Annotated in this window: 18 protein-coding genes; 15 read left to right on the top strand and 3 right to left on the bottom strand. The window is 61.5% G+C overall.

Annotated elements, in window-relative coordinates; all coding sequences use genetic code 11:
* The first annotated feature begins 62 nt into the window (after window positions 1-62).
* From G7048_RS08805 to G7048_RS08775, 7 genes are all read left to right on the top strand, one after another.
* Window positions 63-800 carry a uracil-DNA glycosylase gene (locus tag G7048_RS08805; RefSeq protein ID WP_166067770.1) on the top strand — a complete coding sequence of 246 codons (738 nt, stop codon included), beginning with the start codon at window positions 63-65 and terminating at the stop codon, window positions 798-800.
* A 101-nt stretch (window positions 801-901) separates the two neighbouring features.
* A complete protein-coding gene (locus G7048_RS08800; protein WP_166067769.1) occupies window positions 902-1537 on the top strand; it encodes a CDP-alcohol phosphatidyltransferase family protein in 636 nt (211 codons plus the stop codon).
* Window positions 1538-1597: 60 nt separating this feature from the next.
* Entirely contained in the window at window positions 1598-3346 is a 1749-nt protein-coding gene (locus G7048_RS08795) for a bifunctional alpha/beta hydrolase/class I SAM-dependent methyltransferase (protein WP_166067768.1), read from the top strand.
* On the top strand, window positions 3346-4689 hold the full coding sequence (locus G7048_RS08790; RefSeq protein ID WP_166067767.1) for a phosphatase PAP2/dual specificity phosphatase family protein: 1344 nt from the start codon (window positions 3346-3348) through the stop codon (window positions 4687-4689). Before G7048_RS08795 ends, G7048_RS08790 begins: the two co-directional genes overlap by 1 nt.
* Window positions 4686-5135, top strand: coding sequence for a hypothetical protein (locus G7048_RS08785; RefSeq protein WP_166067766.1), 450 nt, complete (start codon window positions 4686-4688; stop codon window positions 5133-5135). Before G7048_RS08790 ends, G7048_RS08785 begins: the two co-directional genes overlap by 4 nt.
* A gap of 56 nt (window positions 5136-5191) precedes the next feature.
* Window positions 5192-5845, top strand: a complete 654-nt coding sequence (locus G7048_RS08780; protein ID WP_166067765.1) for a lysophospholipid acyltransferase family protein — start codon at window positions 5192-5194, stop codon at window positions 5843-5845.
* Window positions 5842-6786 carry a phosphatidate cytidylyltransferase gene (locus tag G7048_RS08775; protein ID WP_166067764.1) on the top strand — a complete coding sequence of 315 codons (945 nt, stop codon included), beginning with the start codon at window positions 5842-5844 and terminating at the stop codon, window positions 6784-6786. Before G7048_RS08780 ends, G7048_RS08775 begins: the two co-directional genes overlap by 4 nt.
* A gap of 15 nt (window positions 6787-6801) precedes the next feature.
* Here the strand turns inward: G7048_RS08775 and G7048_RS08770 are convergent, their stop codons facing one another.
* The gene (locus G7048_RS08770) at window positions 6802-7710 is read right to left on the bottom strand and encodes a LysR family transcriptional regulator (RefSeq protein ID WP_166067763.1); all 909 of its coding nucleotides are present in this window, start codon (window positions 7708-7710) and stop codon (window positions 6802-6804) included.
* Between the two features lie 206 nt (window positions 7711-7916).
* Here G7048_RS08770 and G7048_RS08765 point away from each other — a divergent pair, with 206 nt between their 5' ends.
* Together G7048_RS08765 and G7048_RS08760 are read left to right on the top strand one after the other, a co-directional pair.
* Entirely contained in the window at window positions 7917-8870 is a 954-nt protein-coding gene (locus G7048_RS08765; RefSeq protein ID WP_166070880.1) for a tripartite tricarboxylate transporter substrate binding protein, read from the top strand.
* Window positions 8871-8884: 14 nt separating this feature from the next.
* Window positions 8885-10492 (top strand): gamma-glutamyltransferase family protein, encoded by a 1608-nt coding sequence (locus G7048_RS08760; RefSeq protein ID WP_166067762.1) that lies wholly within the window; start codon window positions 8885-8887, stop codon window positions 10490-10492.
* A 28-nt stretch (window positions 10493-10520) separates the two neighbouring features.
* On the opposite strand, the gene G7048_RS08755 is transcribed toward G7048_RS08760, so the two are convergent.
* The gene (locus G7048_RS08755) at window positions 10521-11387 is read right to left on the bottom strand and encodes a DMT family transporter (protein ID WP_240933303.1); all 867 of its coding nucleotides are present in this window, start codon (window positions 11385-11387) and stop codon (window positions 10521-10523) included.
* 342 nt (window positions 11388-11729) lie between these two features.
* Here G7048_RS08755 and G7048_RS08750 point away from each other — a divergent pair, with 342 nt between their 5' ends.
* Together G7048_RS08750 and G7048_RS08745 are read left to right on the top strand one after the other, a co-directional pair.
* Window positions 11730-12578, top strand: coding sequence for a substrate-binding domain-containing protein (locus G7048_RS08750; RefSeq protein WP_240933220.1), 849 nt, complete (start codon window positions 11730-11732; stop codon window positions 12576-12578).
* Between the two features lie 140 nt (window positions 12579-12718).
* Window positions 12719-13744, top strand: coding sequence for a tripartite tricarboxylate transporter substrate binding protein (locus G7048_RS08745; protein WP_166067760.1), 1026 nt, complete (start codon window positions 12719-12721; stop codon window positions 13742-13744).
* Window positions 13745-13814: 70 nt separating this feature from the next.
* Here the strand turns inward: G7048_RS08745 and queA are convergent, their stop codons facing one another.
* Window positions 13815-14954 carry a tRNA preQ1(34) S-adenosylmethionine ribosyltransferase-isomerase QueA gene (gene queA / locus G7048_RS08740; RefSeq protein ID WP_166067759.1) on the bottom strand — a complete coding sequence of 380 codons (1140 nt, stop codon included), beginning with the start codon at window positions 14952-14954 and terminating at the stop codon, window positions 13815-13817.
* A 300-nt stretch (window positions 14955-15254) separates the two neighbouring features.
* On the opposite strand from queA, the gene recG reads away from it, so the two are divergent.
* The 4 genes from recG to ygiD all read left to right on the top strand — a co-directional run bounded on the left by recG (window position 15255) and on the right by ygiD (window position 20622).
* Window positions 15255-17399, top strand: a complete 2145-nt coding sequence (recG, locus tag G7048_RS08735) for an ATP-dependent DNA helicase RecG (protein ID WP_166067758.1) — start codon at window positions 15255-15257, stop codon at window positions 17397-17399.
* A gap of 248 nt (window positions 17400-17647) precedes the next feature.
* Window positions 17648-18613, top strand: a complete 966-nt coding sequence (locus G7048_RS08730; RefSeq protein WP_166067757.1) for a LysR substrate-binding domain-containing protein — start codon at window positions 17648-17650, stop codon at window positions 18611-18613.
* Window positions 18614-18840: 227 nt separating this feature from the next.
* Window positions 18841-19713 carry a 4-hydroxybenzoate octaprenyltransferase gene (ubiA, locus tag G7048_RS08725; RefSeq protein WP_166067756.1) on the top strand — a complete coding sequence of 291 codons (873 nt, stop codon included), beginning with the start codon at window positions 18841-18843 and terminating at the stop codon, window positions 19711-19713.
* A gap of 24 nt (window positions 19714-19737) precedes the next feature.
* Window positions 19738-20622, top strand: coding sequence for a 4,5-DOPA dioxygenase extradiol (ygiD, locus tag G7048_RS08720; RefSeq protein ID WP_166067755.1), 885 nt, complete (start codon window positions 19738-19740; stop codon window positions 20620-20622).
* Window positions 20623-20711: the final 89 nt, after the last annotated feature.

Genomic DNA, 20711 nt, shown 5'->3' with positions numbered 1-20711 from the left:
GCGTAGCACTTCCGTTATCCTTGCACGAGGCGCAGACGACCAATTCGTCTGCGCCTTTTTGCATGAGCACCATTGACGCCTTTTCCAACGACCCCCAATCCACCGCAACGCAGCTTGAAGGCGCACAACCCGCCGACTGGCCGGTCGCACTAGGCTGGCAAGCGCTGGTCGATGATTTCTTCGCCAGTGCCAAGGGCCAACCGTTGCTGAGCCATCTGCAGACGCGCCTCGATGCGGGTGCGGTGGTCTTTCCGCCCAAACCGCTTCGCGCGCTGGAACTCACACCGCCCGAAGACGTGCGCGTGGTGATCCTCGGGCAGGACCCGTACCACGGTCGTGGGCAGGCCGAAGGGCTTGCGTTTTCCGTGGCCTCGGGCGTGCGTCTGCCGCCTTCGCTGCAGAACATCTTCAAGGAAATGCAGCGCGATCTGGGCACGCCGTTTCCGCCATTTCCGAATCCGGGCGGCAGCCTGGTGAAGTGGGCCACGCATGGCGTGCTGTTGCTCAACACCTGCCTGACGGTGGAAGAGGGGCAAGCTGCCAGCCATTCCGGCAAGGGCTGGGAGCTGCTGACGGATGCGGTGATCAAGCATGTGGCCGAGGGCGACAAGCCGGTTGTCTTCATGCTGTGGGGCAACCATGCGCAGTCCAAGCGCGCTTTCATCCCGCAGGATCGCGGGCATCTGGTGTTGACGAGCAACCACCCGTCGCCGCTTTCGGCGCTGCGCCCGCCCGTACCTTTCATCGGCAACGGCCACTTCGGCCAGGCGCGCGAGTTCCGCGAACGCAATGGCTTCTGACGGCCCGAGAGTAGGGCTAAGTACCCGCTGACTTCGGCTTGGCGGCATGCGTAGAATGCAGTGGATCGGTTAGATGACTTGAGCGATTCCCTGCATTCCACATGCCATCGATTTACCAACTCAAACCTGCATTCCAAAACCTTCTGAGGCCGCTGGTCACCCGTCTGCACAGCGCAGGCGTTACGGCCAATCAGGTCACGCTCACGGCGATGTTCATCTCGGTGGCGCTGGCGGGGTTTCTCTACTTCTTTCACCTTGGCCGCGCGCCTACTGCGTGGCTGCTTCTCTTTCCGGCATGGATGCTCGTGCGCATGGCATTCAACGCCATCGACGGCATGCTCGCGCGCGAGTTCGCGCAGCAATCCAAATTGGGCGCGTACTACAACGAGCTGTGCGATGTGGTCTCGGACACCGCGCTCTATGCATGCTTTGCGGCTTTTGCGGCCGTCGATCCCTGGTTGCTGGCCATCGCCATCTTTCTTGCGGGGCTCAGCGAATACGCGGGCGTGATGGCTCCGTTGATCAGTGCCGAGCGTCGCTATGACGGCCCCATGGGCAAGAGCGACCGTGCGTTCGCCTTCGGTCTGATCTCCGTGATTCTGGTGTTTGCACCGGCGATGGGTGCTTCGCAGCAGGTGCTTGCCAACATCTGCAGCGTGCTGCTGGCGGCGGTCAGTGCATTGCTGTTGCGTACTTTGTTCAATCGGATCAAAAACGGTATTTCGACAGCGCGCTGACAACACCACAAGCTGCGCAGCAAGTCACTCGGTTCATGCAATGTTCCCACGGGAGGGCGGATGAGAGTCAACAGTCAGCACAGGTTTGTGAGCCACGACGGCACGGAGTTGTTTTTTCAGCGTTGGCAGGCCAGCGCGCCCGGTGCGGAGAAGAAAGCGGTTCTGCTGTTCCATCGCGGACATGAGCATTCGGGGCGCATGGAGCATCTGGTCGAAGAACTTGATCTGCCGGACTTTGATTTCTACGCATGGGATGCACGCGGACATGGACAGTCGCCCGGAGCGCGTGGCGATGCGCCTTCGTTCTCAGCCTGCGTGCACGACATCGAATGCTTCAAGCAGCATCTGCAAACCGAGTTCGGCACCCAAGCCGAAAACATGGCAGTGGTGGCGCAAAGCGTGGGTGCGGTGCTCGCCGCCACTTGGGTGCATGACTACGCCCCCAGAATTCGCGCGCTGTGCATGGCGTCGCCTGCGTTCGACATCAAGCTCTATGTGCCGTTCGCAAGGCCCGGCCTGACACTGATGAGCAAGCTGCGCGGCAACTTCTTCATCACCAGCTATGTGAAGTCCGGCATGCTCACGCACGACAAGGAACGTGCCGCAGCGTATGACACCGACCCGCAGATTGCACGTGCGATTTCCGTGCGCATGCTGCTCGGTCTGTATGAAGCGTCGGACCGCATCGTCGCCAGTTCCGAGAACATCCATGTGCCCACGCAGGTGCTGTCGTCAGGCTCGGATTTTGTGGTGAAGAAAAAGCCGCAGCGCGATTTCTATGAACGGCTTTCGCATCCGCTCAAGGAGTTCCATACGCTGCCGGGCTTCTATCACGACACGCTCGGCGAGAAGGACCGCATGATTGCGGTGCGCAAGATTCGGCGCTTCATCACGCAGTGTTCTGCAACGTCTTATCAAGCGCCCGATGTGCTCGATGCGGACAAGATCGGATCGGGCTGCGCGCTTGCGGAGGAGCTCAGCACGCCATTGCCGCAAGGCTCTCTGCGTGATCGCTACTGGAAGCTCGCCAAAGCCAATCTCAAGTTCGGCAGCAAGTTCTCGACCGGTTTGAAAATCGGCGAGGACACGGGTTACGACTCGGGCAGCACGCTCGATTTTGTCTACCGCAACCAGCCCGAGAGCAAAGGCTTCATCGGCAAGCTGATGGACAAGCAATACCTCGCAGCGATTGGCTGGCGCGGCATTCGCGTACGCAAGATCAACATCGAAGACCTGCTCAAGAAGCAAGCCCGCAAGCTGACCGAACAAGGCCGCGACGTTCGCATGCTCGATATTGCATCGGGCCATGGCCGCTACATCCTCGATGCGGTGGCGGGCTTCGAAAAGCGGCCTGCGTCCGTGCTGCTGCGCGACTACAGCGACATCAATGTGGCAGCGGGTCAGAAGCTGATTGAGGAACGCAAGCTGTCCGACATCGCGCAGTTCGTGCATGGCGATGCGTTCAACACCGAATCGCTCGAGGCGATCACGCCCAAGGTGAATCTGGCCGTGGTGTCGGGGCTGTATGAACTGTTCAATGACAACGATCTGCTGCGCCGCTCGCTCAAGGGCTTGGAGCAGGCTGTGGAGCAGGGCGGTTATCTGGTCTACACCTGCCAGATCTGGCATCCGCAGCAGGAGTTCATTGCGCGTGTGCTCACCTCGCACCGGCAGGGCGATGCGTGGGTGATGCGCATGCGTTCGCAGGCCGAGATGGATGCGCTGGTCGAGCAGGCGGGCTTTCGCAAGATCGATCAGCGCATCGACGAGTTCGGCATCTTCACCGTGGCTGTGGCGCAGAAGCTGTGATGCAGGCTATGCGTGACATCCGGGAGCCCGGCGTATGGAAGCGCGGCGTGCTGTATCTGCTGTGCCTTGCGCCGTTTTTCTTTCTCACTTACGGCTTTGCGAATCAGCACGCATCAGGTTTGAGCGATGTGCCCAGCATCGTGTTCGCTTGGGAAAAGCACATTCCGCTGTGGCCGTGGACGATTGTTCCTTATTGGTCCATCGATCTGTTCTACGGCCTGTCGCTGTTGCTGTGCTGGACGCGGTTCGAGTTGCGCCAGCAGGCCCTGCGGCTGTTCACCGCGCAGGTCATTTCGATCGCGTGCTTTGTGCTGTTCCCGCTCAAGTTCAGTTTCGAGCGCCCACCACTCGACGGCTTCTTTGGCCTGTGGTTTGACGTACTCATGGGCTTCGACAAGCCCTTCAATCAAGCACCTTCGCTGCACATCGTGCTGCTGCTGATTCTGTGGGATTTCTACCGTCGTCATGTGCCCGCAGCGTGGGTGTGGCTGGTGCATCTGTGGTGCTTTCTGATCGGGCTCTCGGTGCTCACCACCTGGCAGCATCACTTCATCGACATTCCCACGGGCTTGCTCGCGGGTGCTCTGTGCATGTGGCTGTATCCGTTGCATGGCAAGTCGCCGTTTGAAAAGGATGATGCGTCAACGCGCACGGGCAAGCATGTTCGGCAAGCCTTCTTCTACCTGATTGGCACAGCAGTGTTCAGCGCTGTGGGTTTTGCATGCGGCGGGGCGTGGCTGTGGTTGCTTTATCCCGCAGTGAGCATGCTGCTGGTCGCGCTGGCTTATCTGACAGCGCGACCGCACTATTTTCAAAAGCAGGGCAATGGTGCGATGACGGTGGCGAGTTGGCTTTTGTTCGCACCGTACTTTGTAGGTGCATGGATCAACAGCCGTCTGTGGACGCGCGTACATCCCGAGGACTCGCTTGTGTACGAGGACCACGGCGTGAAGCTGCATCTTGGCCGCATTCCATCGATACACGATGCAGCGGCTTACGACGCGCTGTTCGATTGCGTGGCAGAGTTGCCTGTCTCTCAGCATCGAGCTTATGCGCAATATCTTTCGCTCGATCTGATTCCTTTGAATGTCGAGCAATTGACCATCGCAGCGCAGCGACTGGATGCCTTGCTGCAATCCGACAAACCGCGTTCGGTGCTGGTGTTCTGCGCGCTGGGCTATTCACGCAGCGCAGCGGTGTTGTGCGCGTGGCTGATGAAAAGCGGCATTGCCGATTCGGCAGACGCTGCGGCAAATATCATTCAACAAGCCCGACCCTGGGTGGTGCTCAAGCCAGAACAGTTGGCGCAACTGCAGCTTTTGAAAAACGAGGGAGCCAGATGACGACCATGCATCTTCACGTGCTTTCGCGCTTGCTCGCGAATGGCGATTCGGTTTTGAAATCTGCCTACCTTGCGTTCGCCGTTACGCTGTTGGCCTGGATTCTGCAAAGTGGCCAGTTCGTCACTTGCTGGGTTTTGATCGGCTTGTCTCTCGTGTTGATCGCCGTGCAGCATTACGTTGCGGTACGCGTGAAATTCGATGCCGATCTGCTCTCGCATGTGGCGCGGATGATCGACACGGGAACGAGCGAAAAGAGCGCCACGCAGTTGCTCGACCAAAGCCTCATGCACTTTGGCCTGATGCCGCAAGCCAAGGCAGGACGCGACTGGAGTATGCGGCAGCAGGGCTGCTTACGCTTGTTCAAAATGCAGATACTCCTGCTCGTGCTTCAATATCTGCTGATGATCGCCGTGGTGGTTCTGTGCACCACCTTGCCGCGCGGATAAGCCGAGGCAAGACAAGACACGATGCGCAACGGAAACTTGGTGACTGGATTCTTTCGATGAGTTCGAACAACAACGTCATTCTTCGCTCGCTGGGGCGCTTTGTGGCTTTTCTCACGCGCAGCAGCGCACGGCTGCTGACGGGCGCGCGAAGCATCTGGTATGGCAGCAAGCCATCGACCGAGCAACGCATTTATTTTGCGAACCACAACAGCCATATCGACTTCATTTTGCTGTGGGCTTCGCTGCCGCGCTTCATGCGGCGCAATACAAGGCCGATTGCAGCATCGGATTACTGGCTCAAGGACGGGCTGCGGCGCTTTCTGATTCAGGACACGTTCAACGGTGTGACGATCAATCGCAACCGTGAAGGCCAGTCCGATCCGCTGCAGCCGGTGAAGGATGCGCTTTCCAACGGCTTTTCGATCATCTTCTTTCCCGAAGGCACGCGCAATCTGGAGGACGATGTGGACTTGCTCGAATTCAAGAGCGGCTTGTTCTATCTGAAGGAGGCGTTTCCCGATGTCGAGCTGGTGCCGGTGTGGATCACCAACCTGCGGCGCGTGATGCCCAAGGGCGCGCTGGTGCCGATTCCGCTGCTCTCGACCGTGACCTTTGGTGCGCCGCTCGAACGCAAGGAGGGCATGCCCAAAGCGGAATATCTGCAGTACGCAGCCAGCGAACTTCTCAAGCTCAAGGAGGTGCAGCAATGACGCCCGCCTACGCTTCGCAGACCTATCTGCTGTTCGGCATTCTTGCGGCGATCCTTTTGTTCGCATCGACGATCGGCTGGATTCTCAAGCGGCGCTCGGGTCCGATGCCGTCGCCTGTCATCGTCAACCTGAACTCGCGCATCAACGCATGGTGGGTGATGATGAGCCTGATCGCCGTGGCCATCGTGCTCGGCAAAGGCGCGTTCATCGTGCTGTTCGCGCTGATCTCGCTGTTTGCGCTGCGCGAGTTCATCAGCCTGCTGCCCACGCGGCGCGGGGACTATTTCTCGCTTCTCATCGCGTTCTACTTCGTGCTGCCGTACCAGTACTTTCTCATCTATGTGGACTGGTATGGCATGTATTCGATCTTCATTCCGCTCTACGTTTTTCTGCTGCTGCCGATTGCGGGCTTGAAGCAGGAAGATACCAAGCATTTTCTCGAGCGCAGCGCCAAGATCCAATGGGGTCTGATGGTGTCGGTGTACTGCATCTCGTATGTGCCTGCGCTGGTCACGCTGAATCTGGCGGATTTCCATGGCGACAAGATCTGGCCCGCGATGTGGCTGATCTTCGTGGTGCAGGCGTCCGACGTGCTGCAGTATGTCTGCGGCAAGCTGTTTGGCAAGCACAAGGTGGCGCCCGTGCTCTCGCCATCGAAGACCATCGAAGGTCTGGTGGGCGGTATTGCGCTGGCGACCGGGTTGGGCGTGCTGTTGTCGTGGATGACACCGTTCACGCACTGGCAGGCGGCGCTGGTCGCGTTCATCGTCTGCCTGTTCGGCTTCTTTGGCGGGCTGGTGATGTCGGCCATCAAACGCGATCGTGGCGTGAAGGACTGGGGCCAGTTGATTCAAGGCCATGGCGGCATGCTCGACCGCATCGATTCGATCTGCTTTTCCGCGCCGATCTTCTTTCACATACTGCGTTACTGGTGGACTTGAGGCAGTTCGCAGAAATCACGATTTCAGGCGGCTGATCAGAAGTTCCAGATAAGCCTCGGTCGCGGGCTGCAGCGTGCGCTCGGCGAGCGTCTGCACTTCGATGTCGCGCAGGTCCATGCCGGCATCGGCAATGGGCTTGGCGACGAGTTCGCCGCTGGCCACCAGATGGCGCACGCTGACTTCGCTCGATACGCTCACGCCGTTGCTGTGCTGAACGAATTTGAGCAGCGTCTGCGCGTGGCTGCTGACAAGCACCGGATCGAGCGCCAACTCCTGTCGCGCGCAGGCCATGTCGACGACCTGGCGTACTGCGGTTTCGGCAGGTGGCAAGGCCAGCGGATAGCGCGTGATCTCGGCCAGCGAGACGCGCCGCTTGCGTGCCAGCGCATGGCCGGGCGGCAGGATGGCGACGACAGGCGCGGTCTGGCGATGCACGACATGGATGTCCTTGACGGGCGCGAGGCTGAAGCACAGGCCGATTTCCGCATCGCCCGCGAGCACTTTGCTGGAGACCTGCGGGGTCGGGCAGACCAGCACCTCGAAGCGCACGCCTGGATAGTCCTGCTGGAATTGCGCGCAGGCGGCCGGCACCAGTTCGTTGGCGAAGGCATCCGATGTGGCGATGCGCACCGCGCCGCTGCGCAGGCTGGCGAGCGCGTGGATGGCTTCGACCGCCTGCTCGGCTTCGAGACTGATGCGCCTTGCGTGGCGCGCGAGGATGTCGCCTGCAGCCGTTGGCACCATGCCGCGTGCGTGGCGCTCGAAGAGCGGCGTTTCCAGTTGCAGTTCGAGATTCGCGATCTGGCGGCTGATGGCGGACATGGCAACGTGCAGGCGCTGCGAGGCGAGGCTGACCGAGCCGCACTGCGCCACTTCGAGAAAGTAGCGCAGCGCGGTGTCCTGCAATTGGTTGGTGGCGGTCATGGCCGATGCTTCCTTGGTTTGCCCGATTCAATGGTGCCGATTGTGAAGCATTGCTGAATCGGCAAACCGGATTTGCCGAATTTCTGGTGGTGCCCGCGCGCCGGGCTGCATAAGATGGAAGCCTTTTTTCTGGACAGCACGAGGAACCCATGGACCAGTCTTTTGCAGCGCGGCAATGGAGCCGTCGTACCCTGCTTGGCACATTGATGGCCACTGGCGTGCTGTGCGGCGCATCCGCGTTCGCCGACTCCGCCGCCGATGCGTGGCCCAGCAAGCCGGTGCGCGTGGTCGTGCCGTTTCCGTCGAGTGGCGCGACCGACCTGATCTCGCGCGTGATCGCGCAGCGCGTCTCGCAGGATCTGGGCCAACAGTTCGTCATCGACAACAAGCCCGGCGCGGGCGGCACGATTGGCGCGGCCGAAGGCGTGAAGGCGGCTCCTGATGGCGCAACGCTGTTGTTCACCACCAGCAGCACGCATGCGATTTCGCCGCATCTGATGCCGCGCCTGGCCTATAACGTCGAAAAAGATTTCACGCCGATTGCGCATGTGGCCGATGCGGCCAGCGTGCTGCTGGTGACGCCCTCGCTGCCCGTGAAGAACGTGCAGGAACTGATCGCCTACGCCAAGGCCAATCCCGGCAAGCTGAATTACGCGACCAGCGGCAACGGCACCATCGTGCATCTGAACGCGCTGGAGTTTTCGGCGCGCGCGGGCGTCAAGCTCACGCATGTGCCATACAAGGGCACGGCGCAGTCGATCACCGATCTGGTGGCGGGGCAGGTGCATATCCTGTTCGATTCGATTCCCACCGGCATGCCGCATGTGACCAGTGGCCGCCTGAAGGCGCTGGCTGTGACCAGCCTGCAGCGCAGCTCGCTCGCGCCCGAGTTGCCGACGATTGCCGAGACGCTGCCGGGTTATTCGTCCGTCACCTGGTTCGGCGTGTATGGCCCGGCGGGCATGAGTCCTGCGCTGGCCAGCAAGATCAACGCGGCGTTCAACAAGGCGATCCAGAACCCCGAAGTGGCAACGGCCTTGGCCAAGCTGGGCGCAGAGCCCGCCAAGCCGGGCACGCCCGCGCAATTCCATTCCATGGTGAAGGCCGACAGCGCACGCTGGGCCAAGGTCATCAAGGACAACGACATCAAACTCGACTGAAGAAGACACAAGACATGGCTGACGCGATCATCAAGGACTGGGCACTGCCCTACGCTTCTCACCGTTCCTCCGTGCTGGGCCGCAATGTGGTCAGCACCTCGCAACCGCTGGCTGCGCAGGCTGGTCTGCGCATGCTGCTGGCCGGTGGCAACGCGGTCGATGCCGCGATTGCTGCCGCGATGACGCTGACCGTGGTCGAGCCTTCGGGCTGCGGCATCGGTAGCGATGCGTTCGCAATTCTGTGGGATGGCAAGGAGCTGCATGGCCTCAACGCCTCGGGTCGCTCGCCCGCTGCATGGACGCCCGAATACTTCCAGAAGCTCGGCGGCATTCCTGAAAAGGGTTGGAATGCGGTGACCGTGCCCGGTGCCGTTTCGGCATGGGTGGAGCTGTCGCGCCGCTTCGGCAAGCTGCCTTTCGAGCAGGTTGCGCAACCGGCCATCGACTACGCACGCAACGGCTTCCCGGTGTCGCCCGTGATCGCCACGCTGTGGGAACTGGGCTCGCAAAAGCTAGGCACGCAGCCCGGTTTTGCAGAGTGCTTCATGCCGAATGGCCGTGCGATGCGCGCGGGGGAAATCTTCAAGAGCGAAGCGCATGCGCGCACGCTGGAGCTGATCGCGCAAACCAAGGGCGAGGCCTTCTACTGCGGCGAACTCGCGCAGAAGATGGCGGCACATTCGCAGGCCAACGGCGGCGTGATGACTGTCGAGGATCTGGCCGCGCACAAGGCCGATTGGGTGGGCACGGTGTCGCAGCCATTCGGCGATTCGGTGATCCACGAGATTCCTCCGAACGGCCAGGGCATTGCGGCGCTGATGGCGCTGGGCATGCTCGACGAGCTGAAGGTCGGCGGCGCGCCGCTCGACAGCGCGGACAGCGTGCATCTGCAGATCGAAGCCATGAAGCTCGCGCTGGCCGATCTGAACGAATACAACGCCGACATGGACCACATGCGCGTGAAGCCGCAGGAAGAACTGCTCAACCGCGACTATCTGCGCGAGCGCGCCAAGCTCATCAATCTGCAAACCGCAGGTGACCCGACCTACGGTGCTCCGAAGCCGGGCGGCACGGTCTATCTGTGCGCGGCGGACGAAAGCGGCATGATGGTCTCGTTCATCCAGTCCAACTACATGGGCTTCGGCTCGGGCGTGGTCGTGCCGGGCACGGGCATCAGCCTGCAGAACCGTGGCTGCGGCTTCACCACGCAAGCCGGTCACGCCAACGAGGTGGGTCCGAACAAGCGTCCTTCGCACACCATCATCCCCGCGTTTGCGATGAAGGCCGACGGCACGCCGCAGATGGCGTTCGGCGTGATGGGCGGCCCGATGCAGTCGCAAGGCCATCTGCAGATGGCGCTGCGCGTGTTGCGCTACGGCCAGAACCCGCAGGCGGCCGCCGATGCGCCGCGCTGGCGTGTGACGGGTGGCAAGAAAGTGGCGGTCGAGCCCGCGTTCGACGCCCAGGTGCTGGCCGAGTTGCGCGCGCGTGGTCACGACATCACCGTGGAAGAGGGCAACGGCGTGTTCGCATTCGGCGGAGCGCAGCTGATTCTGCGCGATGGTGATCACTACATCGCGGGCTCCGATCCGCGCAAGGATGGGCAGGCTGTTGGCTACTGATTGACCAGGTCAGCAGAGCGCCTGAGTTTCAACGGCTTTCCCGCACCGAAAGCCACACGCTCAGCATGCCGCCGACCGCAATCGTCACCATGCCGATCACGGCCCATTGGTCGGGGATGTGCCCGTACAGGAACCAGCCCGCGCACAGCGCAAACGGAATCTGGCTGTAGAGAAACGGCGTGATGGTGGCGGGCCGCGCGTACTCATACGCCTTGAGCATCAGCAGATGGCCGACGGCGCTGCCCAGACCCATGCAGAACGCGCCGATCCACAACGCTGGCGTCATGCCGCCCGTCCAGGTCCAGGGCAGCATCAGCGTGGTGAGCGCAAAGGCCAGCAGGCTGGTGTAGATCTGCGTGGTTTCGGGGCGCTCCTTGCCCGCCATTTCGCTGCTGACGATCTGGTAGGCGGTGTTGGCCAGCAACTGCAGCATGGGCCAGAGCAGCGTGCCGAATCGGAAATTTTCGCCACCGGGCCGGATGATGATCAGCGTGCCCGCAAACCCCACGAACACCAGCACCCAGCGCAGGCGGCTCACAGGTTGCTTGAGCCACAGCGCGGCGACCAGCGTCATGGCGATCGGCGTCATCGCGACGATGGCGGTGAATTCGGCCAGCGGCAGATAACGCAGGCTCATCATCGCGCAGCCATTGCTCACGCAGAACAGCACGCCGCGCATGAGCTGAAAGCGCCAGTGCCTGGTCTTGAAGATCGCCGTGCCCGAGCGGCTGGTGGCAAAGCTGATGGTGAAGATGCTCTGCAGGCTGTAGCGCAGCCACAGCGCCATGAAGATCGGCAACAGCGAGCCGACATATTTGGAGCCCGCATCAAGCACCGAGAACGCCGCTGTGGCCGCGACGGTCAGGCCGATGCCGGTGATGGCCGAGGGGTGAATCCGTGCCGGAGCCGGTGCTGGGGCGGGTGCTGGGGCGGGTGCAGTGGTCGCTGGCGTGCGGTCGGTTTCGCGGTCGGGGAGCTTGGACACGGTTGGCTGCCACCACGTCAACAGCGGCTGGGGTTGACCGCATCAACCGGACTCCGGCGGAGGCCAATGCGTGCTGGTGCGGTGTTGGAAATCGATTATAAAAATGGACTGGTCATCGTGCTTGCCGATTTGCGGAATCCGCAGGAGCCTGCTCGGTCGGCTGACAAATGCTTTCACTCTGTTGGATGGCGGCTGCGGATTCCTTGCGCATACTCGCGATCACAAGAACCGCACTGTTGAACTGCACTGTTCATGGAGACCCCATCGATGCACCCCGCCGAATCTTCCTCTTCCCCGTTGTCGAGTCTGAGCCGCCGAGCGGTACTGCTGGCCGCCGTGGCCCTGGCCGCCGGTTGCACGCAACTGCCGCGCCAGCAGGTCTTTCACGACCAGCCTGTTCGGGTGATGACGTCCGGCGGCTTTGCCGAGGCGCACCAGCGGCTGGCACCCGAGTTCACCCGAGCCACGGGCTACATGGTCGAGACGGCGCTGGGCTCGTCGATGGGCTCGTCGCCCACATCGATCCCCAACCGGCTGGAAAAGGGCGAGATCGCCGATGTGGTGATTCTGGCGCGTTCGTCGCTCGATCAGCTGGCTACGCAAGGCTATGTGAAACCGGGCACGCAGATCGACTTGGTGCGCTCGGCCATTGGCCTGTCGGTGAAGAAGGGCGCGCCCGTGCCGGACATCAGCACCGAAGAAAAATTCAAACAGGTGCTTTTGAGCGCCAAGAGCATTGCCTATTCGGCCAGCGCGAGCGGCACTTACTTTGAAACCGAGATGCTCAGAAAGCTCGGCATCCACGACCAGATCATGCCCAAGAGCCGCAAGATCGTGACCGAGCGCGTGGGCACCATCGTGGCGCGCGGCGAGGCGGAGATCGGGCTGCAGCAGGTGAGCGAGCTGTTGCCGATTCAGGGCACGAGTTTTGCCGGAAAGATTCCCGAATCGATGCAGCAGTACACCTTCTTTTCGGCAGGCATCGCCAAGACTTCGACCAACCCGCAAGGGCTGGAATCGCTGCTCAAGTTCTACACCTCGCCCGAGGCGCGCAAGACCATCGAGGAGACGGGGCTGGAGCCGGTCACGGCATCACGTTAAGTGCTGAATAAGCTTGTGTCGGAATCTTCTTAGAAGATTTCCGTGCTTGGATAGCGCCAAAGCTTATTGGCGCGATTTCGGCCTGATTTCTAGACTCGGTTTCCTGTTGTGAATGGTTCTGCAAGAACAAGGAAATCGAAATGAGTCAGTTGGGCATCTCTCGTCGCCGCCGTACTTTGGGTGTGTTGTCTCTGGTGGCCGTGATGTGCTCTGCCGCAGCGGTGTCGCACTCGTTTGCCAGCACGTCCGCAGCGGACGCAGCCTGGCCGACCAAGCCGATCACGCTGGTCGTTCCCTACACGCCCGGCGGCACCAACGACAACGTCGCGCGGCTGATTGCCGACAAGGTGTCGGCGCGCGCGGGTCAGCCGGTGATTCTGGATTACAAGCCGGGCGCGGGCGGCACGATTGGCGCGCAGTTCGTCGCCAAGTCCAAGCCCGATGGCTACACGCTGCTCAACGCGTCCATCGGCAATCTGGCGATTGCGCCGCAGCTCGTGCCGGTGCAGTTTGATCCGTTCAAGTCCTTCCAGTCGATTGCCTACGTGGGCAATGGCATCACCACGTTTGCGGTGCGCCCGGATTTTCCGGCCAGGAACCTCAAGGAGCTGGTGGAGTACGCGAAGAAGCATCCCGTCTCGCTTGGCACGTCGGGCGTGGGCACGCCCGGTCACATGGCGGGTGAATACTTTCAGCAGCTCACTGGTATCCAGTTGCAGCATGTGCCCTACAAGGGCAGCGCGGCGGCGATCAACGACGCGATTGGCGGGCATGTCGATCTGGTGATCGACCCGCTGTCCACCACCTTCGTGCGCGGCGGCAAGCTGAAGGCGCTGGCGTACTTCGGCACCGATGCGCCGCCGGAAGGCGTGAACGGCGTGCAGTCGGTTGCGCAGCAAGGCTTCAAACAGTGGGACAGCGCGTTTGGCGGTTCATTCCTGTGGACTGCACCAGCCGGTTTGCCAGAGCCGATCCGCCAGAAGCTCACCAAGTGGGTGCTTGAAGCGATTGCAGAGCCTGATGTGCGCAAGGCGCTCGTCAACGTGCAGGTCAATCCCGAGCCGTTGGGCGCTGAAGGCACGACGGCCAATGTGCGCAAGTTTCACGAGTTGGCGCGCGTGGTGTTTGGCGTGCAGACGCAGCAACCGGTGGCACTCAACAAGTAGAGGTGCAGTTGCATTGCGCACAAAAAAAGACCGACTGGAAGAAGTCGGTCTTTTTGCTTGAGTGGACTATTTATCCGCGCTTGCGTGACAGCAGCATCGAATCGCCGTAGCTGAAGAATCGGTACTGCTCGGCAATCGCGTGCTTGTACAGACTCATGATGTGCTCGTAGCCCGCAAACGCGCTCACCAGCATCATCAGCGTGCTCTTGGGCAGGTGGAAATTGGTGATCAGCATGTCCACCACCTGGTATTGAAAACCGGGGGTGATGAAGATGTTGGTGTCGCCCGAGATGTTGCCGCTCTTGGCCCAGGATTCGAGCGTGCGCACGGTCGTCGTGCCCACCGCGACGACGCGGCCGCCGCGCTGGCGGGTGCGCTCCAGCGCTGCCAGCGTGGCCATGGGGATGCTGTACCACTCGCTGTGCATCACGTGCTCGGAGAGATTCTCGGTCTTCACCGGCTGGAAGGTGCCTGCGCCCACGTGCAGCGTGACGCTGGCGCGCTCCACGCCGCGCTCCTTCAGGCGCTCGAGCACGGACTCGTCGAAGTGCAGCGCAGCCGTCGGTGCGGCCACCGCGCCGGGATTGGCCGCGAACACGGTCTGATAGCGTTCGGTGTCTTCGGCTTCGTCGGGATCTTCGCCGGTGCTTTGCTGGCGTTCGATGTAGGGCGGCAGCGGCAGGTGACCGTGCTGCTCCATCAGCTCATACGGTGTCTCGCCCTTGGGGCCGGTGAAGGCGAGGTGGAACAGTTGCCCGTTCTCGTCGGGCCAGCGACCGAGCAGAACCGCGTCGAAGCCGCCATTCTTCAGGCCGCCGCACAGGTGCATGCGACCGCCGATCAGCGGCTTCTTGCTCACGCGCATGTGGACGACGACCTCGTTGCCCTGCAGCACGCGCTCGACCAGAATCTCCAGCTTGCCGCCGCTTTCCTTTTCGCCGAACAAGCGGGCCTTGAGCACGCGCGTGTCGTTGAAGACCAGCAGGTCACCGGGCTGCAGCAGATCGGGCAACTCGTTGAAGATGCGGTCCACGGGCTCGCTCAGGCGGCCGTCCAGCAGGCGCGAGGCGCTGCGCACGGCGGTCGGGTGTTGTGCGATCAGGGATTCGGGGAGTTCGAAATCGAAGTCGCTCAGGTTGAATTCGCGACGATCTGCCGTGGCCGATGAGGTGGCGTCGGCGGGCTGGCTGCTGGAAGAGATGTTTGACATGGATGGCTGGGAACCGTTCAACTCGAACAAGGAGCGGGGCTTGACAGGCCTGAACGGCTCCAAAGGGAAAACTGACTACTTCTGGGCTTGCGCGGTACGGCCCCAAGGGGTTGGCCACGCGAGAAACTTGCAAGGTCACCATTTTAGAACCTGCCCGATGGCCGAGACCGCGAGACGGAATTGCGCGCAGTCGCGAGTAAAGCAGCCCACAGCACGCGTCGTATCATGAAAACAGTGTCACAGACGTGATAGCCTTTTGCCCCCGTCCTTTCAACGATTCGATTCGCAAGCCCAGCCGACATGCCGGCCTCATCCTCCTCTTCTTCGTCCTCGTCGTCGAAATCCACCTCCGGCCCGAAAAAGGCCGAGCTGAGCGCGCCCCAGAAGGCGATGCACAAGCTGGGACTGGTGCGCGACATCGATCTGGCGCTGCACCTGCCGCACCGCTACGAGGACGAAACTCGCATCACGCCGATCCGCAACGCACGCGACGGAGAGCCGTCGCAGATCGAGGGCGTGGTGGTTTCCAGCGAAATCCAGATGCGCCCGCGTCGCCAATTGGTGGTGCGGCTCGATGATGGAACGGGTGAGTGCGAACTGCGTTTCTTCAGCTTCTACCCCTCCCACCAGAAGACCATGGCCGTGGGTGAGCGCATTCGCGCGCGCGGCGAGGTCAAAGGCGGGTTCTGGGGTCGGCAGATGCTGCACCCGGTGTTTCGCAAGGCCGAGGGCGAGCTGCCTGCGGCGCTGACGCCGGTCTATCCCTCGGTCGCCCAACTGCCCCAGGCCTATCTGCGCCGCGCCGTGGCGGGCGGACTGCGCAGGGCGGATCTGTCGGAAACACTGGGGCAGAACCTGACTCCTGCGCCGGTCGCGCTGCGCGGTGCCAAGGGTTTCGAGCCGCTCTGGAGCCTCAAGGATTCGCTGTTCTTTCTGCACCATCCGACGCCCGATGTGGCGCTGGTCACATTGGAGGACCATACGCATCCTGCCTGGCAGCGGCTCAAGGCGGAGGAGTTGCTGGCGCAGCAGTTGTCGCAGCTCACGGCCAAAAGAGAACGTGCACGCCTGCGCTCACCCAAGCTCGAACCCACACCGGATGCGAGCGCACTGCATGAGCAGCTCCAAGGCGTGCTGCCGTTTCATCTGACGGCCGCGCAGCGCCGCGTCTGTCAGGAAATCTTCGCCGATCTGGCGCGCGCGACGCCCATGCACCGCCTGCTGCAGGGCGATGTGGGTTCGGGCAAGACCGTGGTGGCGGCCATGGCTGCGGCCATCTGCATGGATGCAGGCTGGCAGTGCGCGCTCATGGCGCCGACGGAAATTCTGGCCGAACAGCATTTCTCCAAGCTCATCGGCTGGATCGAGCCCTTGCTGGCCAGCCGTGGCAAGCGCGTGGCGTGGCTGGCGGGCGGGCAGAAGAAGAAGGAACGCACGCAAATGCTCGCAATGGTCGAGAGTGGCGAAGCGGCCCTGGTTGTTGGTACACATGCGGTCATTCAGGAGCAAGTGAAGTTCAAGAACCTGGCGCTGGCGGTCATCGACGAGCAGCATCGCTTTGGCGTGGCCCAGCGGCTGGCGCTCAGACAGAAGCTCAAGGATCAGGGAATGGAGCCGCACATGCTCATGATGAGTGCAACTCCTATTCCACGGACCTTGGCGATGAGCTACTTTGCTGATCTTGATGTGTCCACCATCGACGAGTTGCCTCCGGGACGCACGCCGATCGTGACCAAGGTGATCTCCGACAGCCGCAAGGACCAGGTGATCGAACGCATCGCCGCGCAGGTCGCGGAAGGCAGGCAGGTCTATTGGGTGTGTCCGCTGATTGAGGAAAGCGAGGCGCTGGATCTCTCCAACGCCACAGCCACGCATGTCGAGCTCAGCGAGGCCTTGCCGGGAGTGACGGTGGGTTTATTGCATTCGCGAATGCCCGCTATTGAAAAGAAAAACGTGATGGGAGAATTCAAGGGCGGTACGATGGGCGTGTTGGTCAGCACCACGGTGATCGAGGTGGGAGTCGACGTGCCGAATGCATCGCTCATGGTGATTGAACATGCGGAGCGTTTTGGGCTGTCCCAATTGCACCAGCTCAGAGGGCGAGTGGGGCGTGGAGCGGCAGCTTCGGCATGTGTGTTACTTTATTCAACTGGTGAAAGCGGACGTTTGGCGCAGACGGCGCGTGAACGGCTCAAGGCCATGGCAGAAACCAACGACGGTTTCGAGATAGCCAGAAGGGATTTGGAGATTCGCGGACCGGGCGAACTGTTGGGTGCGCGCCAATCCGGTGACGCTTTGTTACGATTTGCTGATTTATCTATCGATGCCGATTTGCTGAGTTGGGCTCGCAATGCTGCTCCGCAAATGCTGGATGAGTATCCGGCGCTGGCCGAGCGGCATGTGGCGCGTTGGTTGGGAAGCAAATCGGATTTTTTGAAAGCCTGATCCCGTCGATAACTTGGATATTTTTGGTTTTCAGGTACTTGTATGAAGTTGATATTTTTCGGAAGCGACGCGAGTCTTTTTAAATAGCCATTGTTGCGCACTGTTTCGGTGCCGATAGATGCAAAAAGCCGTGGATTCCAATTGTTTGGAGTTGCCCAATTGTTTTTGCGGTTTGCATGGAATTCGCGCACACGATACTGTCGGCAGCGCCGCAGTGCAAAATGTTGTATGGCCTTGCAGGAAATCACATGACCCTCACAGAACTCAAATATATCGTCGCAGTAGCCCGGGAGAAGCACTTTGGTCGCGCGGCCGACGCGTGCTATGTCTCGCAGCCCACCTTGTCCGTCGCGGTCAAGAAACTGGAAGACGAATTGGAAATCAAGCTGTTCGAGCGCAGTGCCGGTGATGTGTCCGTCACGCCGCTGGGCGAGCAAATCGTCCGTCAGGCGCAAAGCGTTCTGGAACAGGCCGCCGCGATCAAGGAAATTGCCAAGCGTGGCAAGGACCCGCTCGCCGGAGCCCTGACCCTCGGCGTGATCTACACCGTCGGTCCTTACCTCCTTCCCGAACTGGTGCGTCACGCCATTGCGCGTACGCCGCAAATGCCGCTGATGCTGCAGGAAAACTTCACCGCCAAGCTGCTGGAAATGCTGCGCACCGGTGAAATCGACTGCGCCATCATGGCCGAGCCCTTCCCCGACACCGGTCTGGCGCTTGCCCCTCTGTACGATGAGCCTTTCATGGCCGCCGTGCCCGCAAGCCATCCACTGGCTGAAAAGCCTTATGTGTCTGCAGGCGAGCTCAAGAACGAAACCATGCTGCTGCTGGGCGCTGGCCACTGCTTCCGCGATCACGTGCTGGAAGTCTGCCCTGAGTTCGCCCGCTACGCGAGCAACTCCGAAGGCATCCGCCGCACCTTTGAAGGCTCGTCGCTGGAAACCATCAAGCACATGGTGTCCGCCGGCATGGGCGTGACGCTGGTGCCGCGCCTGTCGGTGCCACGCGACGCGCTGATCACCACATCGCGCCGCCGCAAGAGCGACGATGCGCACATCCGCTATCTGCCGATCAAGGAAGAAGACGGCGGTGGCCCTCCAATGCGCCGCGTTGTGCTGGCATGGCGTCGCAGCTTCACGCGCTACGAAGCGATCGCTGCACTGCGCAATGCCGTGTTCGCCTGCGAACTGCCGGGCGTGACCCGCTTGTCTTAAACAAAGAAAACAATCACTGCGAGCCAAATTGGCGCTGGTCGAAAGATCAGCGCCTTTTTAGTTTCTGGCACTCGCGCTTGCGTCGCAATCTGAGTGAACAGTGGGGAGACCGTCTCGCGCTGGCCTGCAATCGCCTTGCATGGCGTATAAACGTCGAGCCGCAAACTCTCCAAACGCTCTCAATATGTTGCGGCCCTGTCTTTCCTCTTTTGAAAACCATAGTCCGCATGTCCGCCGTTGCCCCTCGTTCACGCCTGTCCCTGTATCTGGATCTGGTCCGCTTCAATCGACCGGCTGGCTGGTTGGTGCTGGTCTGGCCCACGCTGGTGGCGTTGTGGGTGGCGGCTGATGGTTTTCCGGGTTGGCATCTGCTGATCGTGTTCGTGCTCGGCACAGTGCTGATGCGCAGCGCCGGTTGCTGCATCAACGACATCGCCGACCGCGACTTCGACAAGCATGTGAAGCGCACCAAGGCGCGCCCCATCACCAGCGGCCAAGTGTCGGTGTTCGAGGCCTCGATGCTTGGTGCGGTGCTGGCGTTGATCTCGCTGGGGCTGGTGCTCACCACGCGCTGGGAGGCCGTGGCGTGGTCCGTGCCTGCGGTGCTGTTCACGATTCTCTATCCGTTCACCAAACGCTTTTTCGCCATGCCGCAGGCGTTTCTCGGCATTGCTTTCAACTTCGGCATCGTGATCGCTTTTGCGGCGGTGGTCGGCGAGGTTCCCGCCACGGCATGGCTGCTCTGGACGGCCAACATGTTCATGGTGCTGGCCTACGACACCGAATACGCCATGGTTGATCGCGACGATGACCTCAAGATCGGCATGAAGACTTCGGCGATCACGCTGGGGCGCTTTGACGTGGCTGGCATCATGCTGTTCTTTGCGCTGTGCTGGGGGCTCACCGCCGTGGCGATTGCGCCATACCACCTGGGCTGGCCGTTCTGGCTGGGCATGGGCGTGGCGGCGGCGCAGATGGTCTGGCACTTCACGCTGATCCGCAACCGCACGCGCGAAGGCTGCTTCACCGCTTTCAGCAAGAGCCACTGGATGGGTGTGGCGATCTTCGTCGGCGTCGTCCTTGGATTTGCTTTGCGCTGATCTGTCCGCATATAGGGAAGCATCATGACCTCCACCACCACTTTCCGTTCTCCCGATCAACTCGCCGCTGCTGCCGGGTTGGCGTCGCTGAAGCCGTCGCCGCGGCTGCCGGTGCTGTTCGTGGGACACGGCAGTCCGATGAATGCGATCGAGGACAACGAGTACCGCGAGAGCTGGCAATCGCTCGGGCAATCGCTGCTCCAGCGCCATGGCAAGCCCCAACTGATTCTGTGCGTCTCCGCGCATTGGCTCACGCGCAGCGAATGGGCGCTCACGGGCATGGCCGAGCCGCGCACGATTCACGACTTCGGCGGATTCCCGCAAGAGCTGTTTGCGCAGCAGTATCCCGCGCCGGGCGCACCGGCCGTGGCGCGCGAACTCGCTTCGCGCTTGGACGCGCCCTCCATCGATCAGCCCGTGCTCGTGGATGACGCCGAATGGGGGCTGGACCACGGCACCTGGAGCGTGCTCAAGCCCATGTTCCCGGCTGCCGACATTCCGGTGATGCAGCTCAGTCTGGTCTACGGACGTGCTGCGCAGGAGCATTTCGCGCTCGGCCAGCAACTGCGTGCCTTGCGCGAGCAGGGCGTGCTCATCGTGGCGAGTGGCAACGTTGTGCACAACCTGCGCGCGATGCAGCCCAGCGCCGCGCCCAATCAGGCCTACGACTGGGCCATCGAGTTCGACCGGCATGTCGCCGAGCGCATTCAGGCGGGCGATCTGCAGGCGCTCACGCGCTTTCAGGATCTGGGCCGCGTCACGCAGATGGCGCATCCCACGTTCGAGCACTACCTGCCGCTGCTGCATGCAGCCGGTGCCGTGCACGAAGGCGAAGCACCGCGCTTCTTCAACAGCGATTTCCAGATGGCCGCGATTTCCATGCGCTCGGCGATCTGGGGCGAGGCGTGAAACAGCTGGTATCGGAGTGAAAAACTTCCCGAAGAGTCACACGGGATGAGGCGCGCTCGACTACATTGATTTGCACGTGCTATTTCTAA

Origin of the sequence: Diaphorobacter sp. HDW4B (assembly GCF_011305535.1) — a bacterium.
Taxonomy (GTDB): domain Bacteria; phylum Pseudomonadota; class Gammaproteobacteria; order Burkholderiales; family Burkholderiaceae_C; genus Diaphorobacter_A.
The sequence above is the reverse complement of the archived record's forward strand: the minus strand, read 5'-3'. Positions and strand labels throughout refer to the sequence as shown.

Bases quoted from the DNA above. Each gene is read 5' to 3' on its own strand.
- G7048_RS08805 (WP_166067770.1), top strand. From the start codon at position 63: ATGAGCACCATTGACGCCTTTTCCAACGACCCCCAATCCACCGCAACG.
- G7048_RS08800 (WP_166067769.1), top strand. From the start codon at position 902: ATGCCATCGATTTACCAACTCAAACCTGCATTCCAAAACCTTCTGAGG.
- G7048_RS08795 (WP_166067768.1), top strand. From the start codon at position 1,598: ATGAGAGTCAACAGTCAGCACAGGTTTGTGAGCCACGACGGCACGGAG.
- G7048_RS08790 (WP_166067767.1), top strand. From the start codon at position 3,346: ATGCAGGCTATGCGTGACATCCGGGAGCCCGGCGTATGGAAGCGCGGC.
- G7048_RS08785 (WP_166067766.1), top strand. From the start codon at position 4,686: ATGACGACCATGCATCTTCACGTGCTTTCGCGCTTGCTCGCGAATGGC.
- G7048_RS08780 (WP_166067765.1), top strand. From the start codon at position 5,192: ATGAGTTCGAACAACAACGTCATTCTTCGCTCGCTGGGGCGCTTTGTG.
- G7048_RS08775 (WP_166067764.1), top strand. From the start codon at position 5,842: ATGACGCCCGCCTACGCTTCGCAGACCTATCTGCTGTTCGGCATTCTT.
- G7048_RS08770 (WP_166067763.1), bottom strand. From the start codon at position 7,710: ATGACCGCCACCAACCAATTGCAGGACACCGCGCTGCGCTACTTTCTC.
- G7048_RS08765 (WP_166070880.1), top strand. From the start codon at position 7,917: ATGGCCACTGGCGTGCTGTGCGGCGCATCCGCGTTCGCCGACTCCGCC.
- G7048_RS08760 (WP_166067762.1), top strand. From the start codon at position 8,885: ATGGCTGACGCGATCATCAAGGACTGGGCACTGCCCTACGCTTCTCAC.
- G7048_RS08750 (WP_240933220.1), top strand. From the start codon at position 11,730: ATGGAGACCCCATCGATGCACCCCGCCGAATCTTCCTCTTCCCCGTTG.
- G7048_RS08745 (WP_166067760.1), top strand. From the start codon at position 12,719: ATGAGTCAGTTGGGCATCTCTCGTCGCCGCCGTACTTTGGGTGTGTTG.
- queA (WP_166067759.1), bottom strand. From the start codon at position 14,954: ATGTCAAACATCTCTTCCAGCAGCCAGCCCGCCGACGCCACCTCATCG.
- recG (WP_166067758.1), top strand. From the start codon at position 15,255: ATGCCGGCCTCATCCTCCTCTTCTTCGTCCTCGTCGTCGAAATCCACC.
- G7048_RS08730 (WP_166067757.1), top strand. From the start codon at position 17,648: ATGACCCTCACAGAACTCAAATATATCGTCGCAGTAGCCCGGGAGAAG.
- ubiA (WP_166067756.1), top strand. From the start codon at position 18,841: ATGTCCGCCGTTGCCCCTCGTTCACGCCTGTCCCTGTATCTGGATCTG.
- ygiD (WP_166067755.1), top strand. From the start codon at position 19,738: ATGACCTCCACCACCACTTTCCGTTCTCCCGATCAACTCGCCGCTGCT.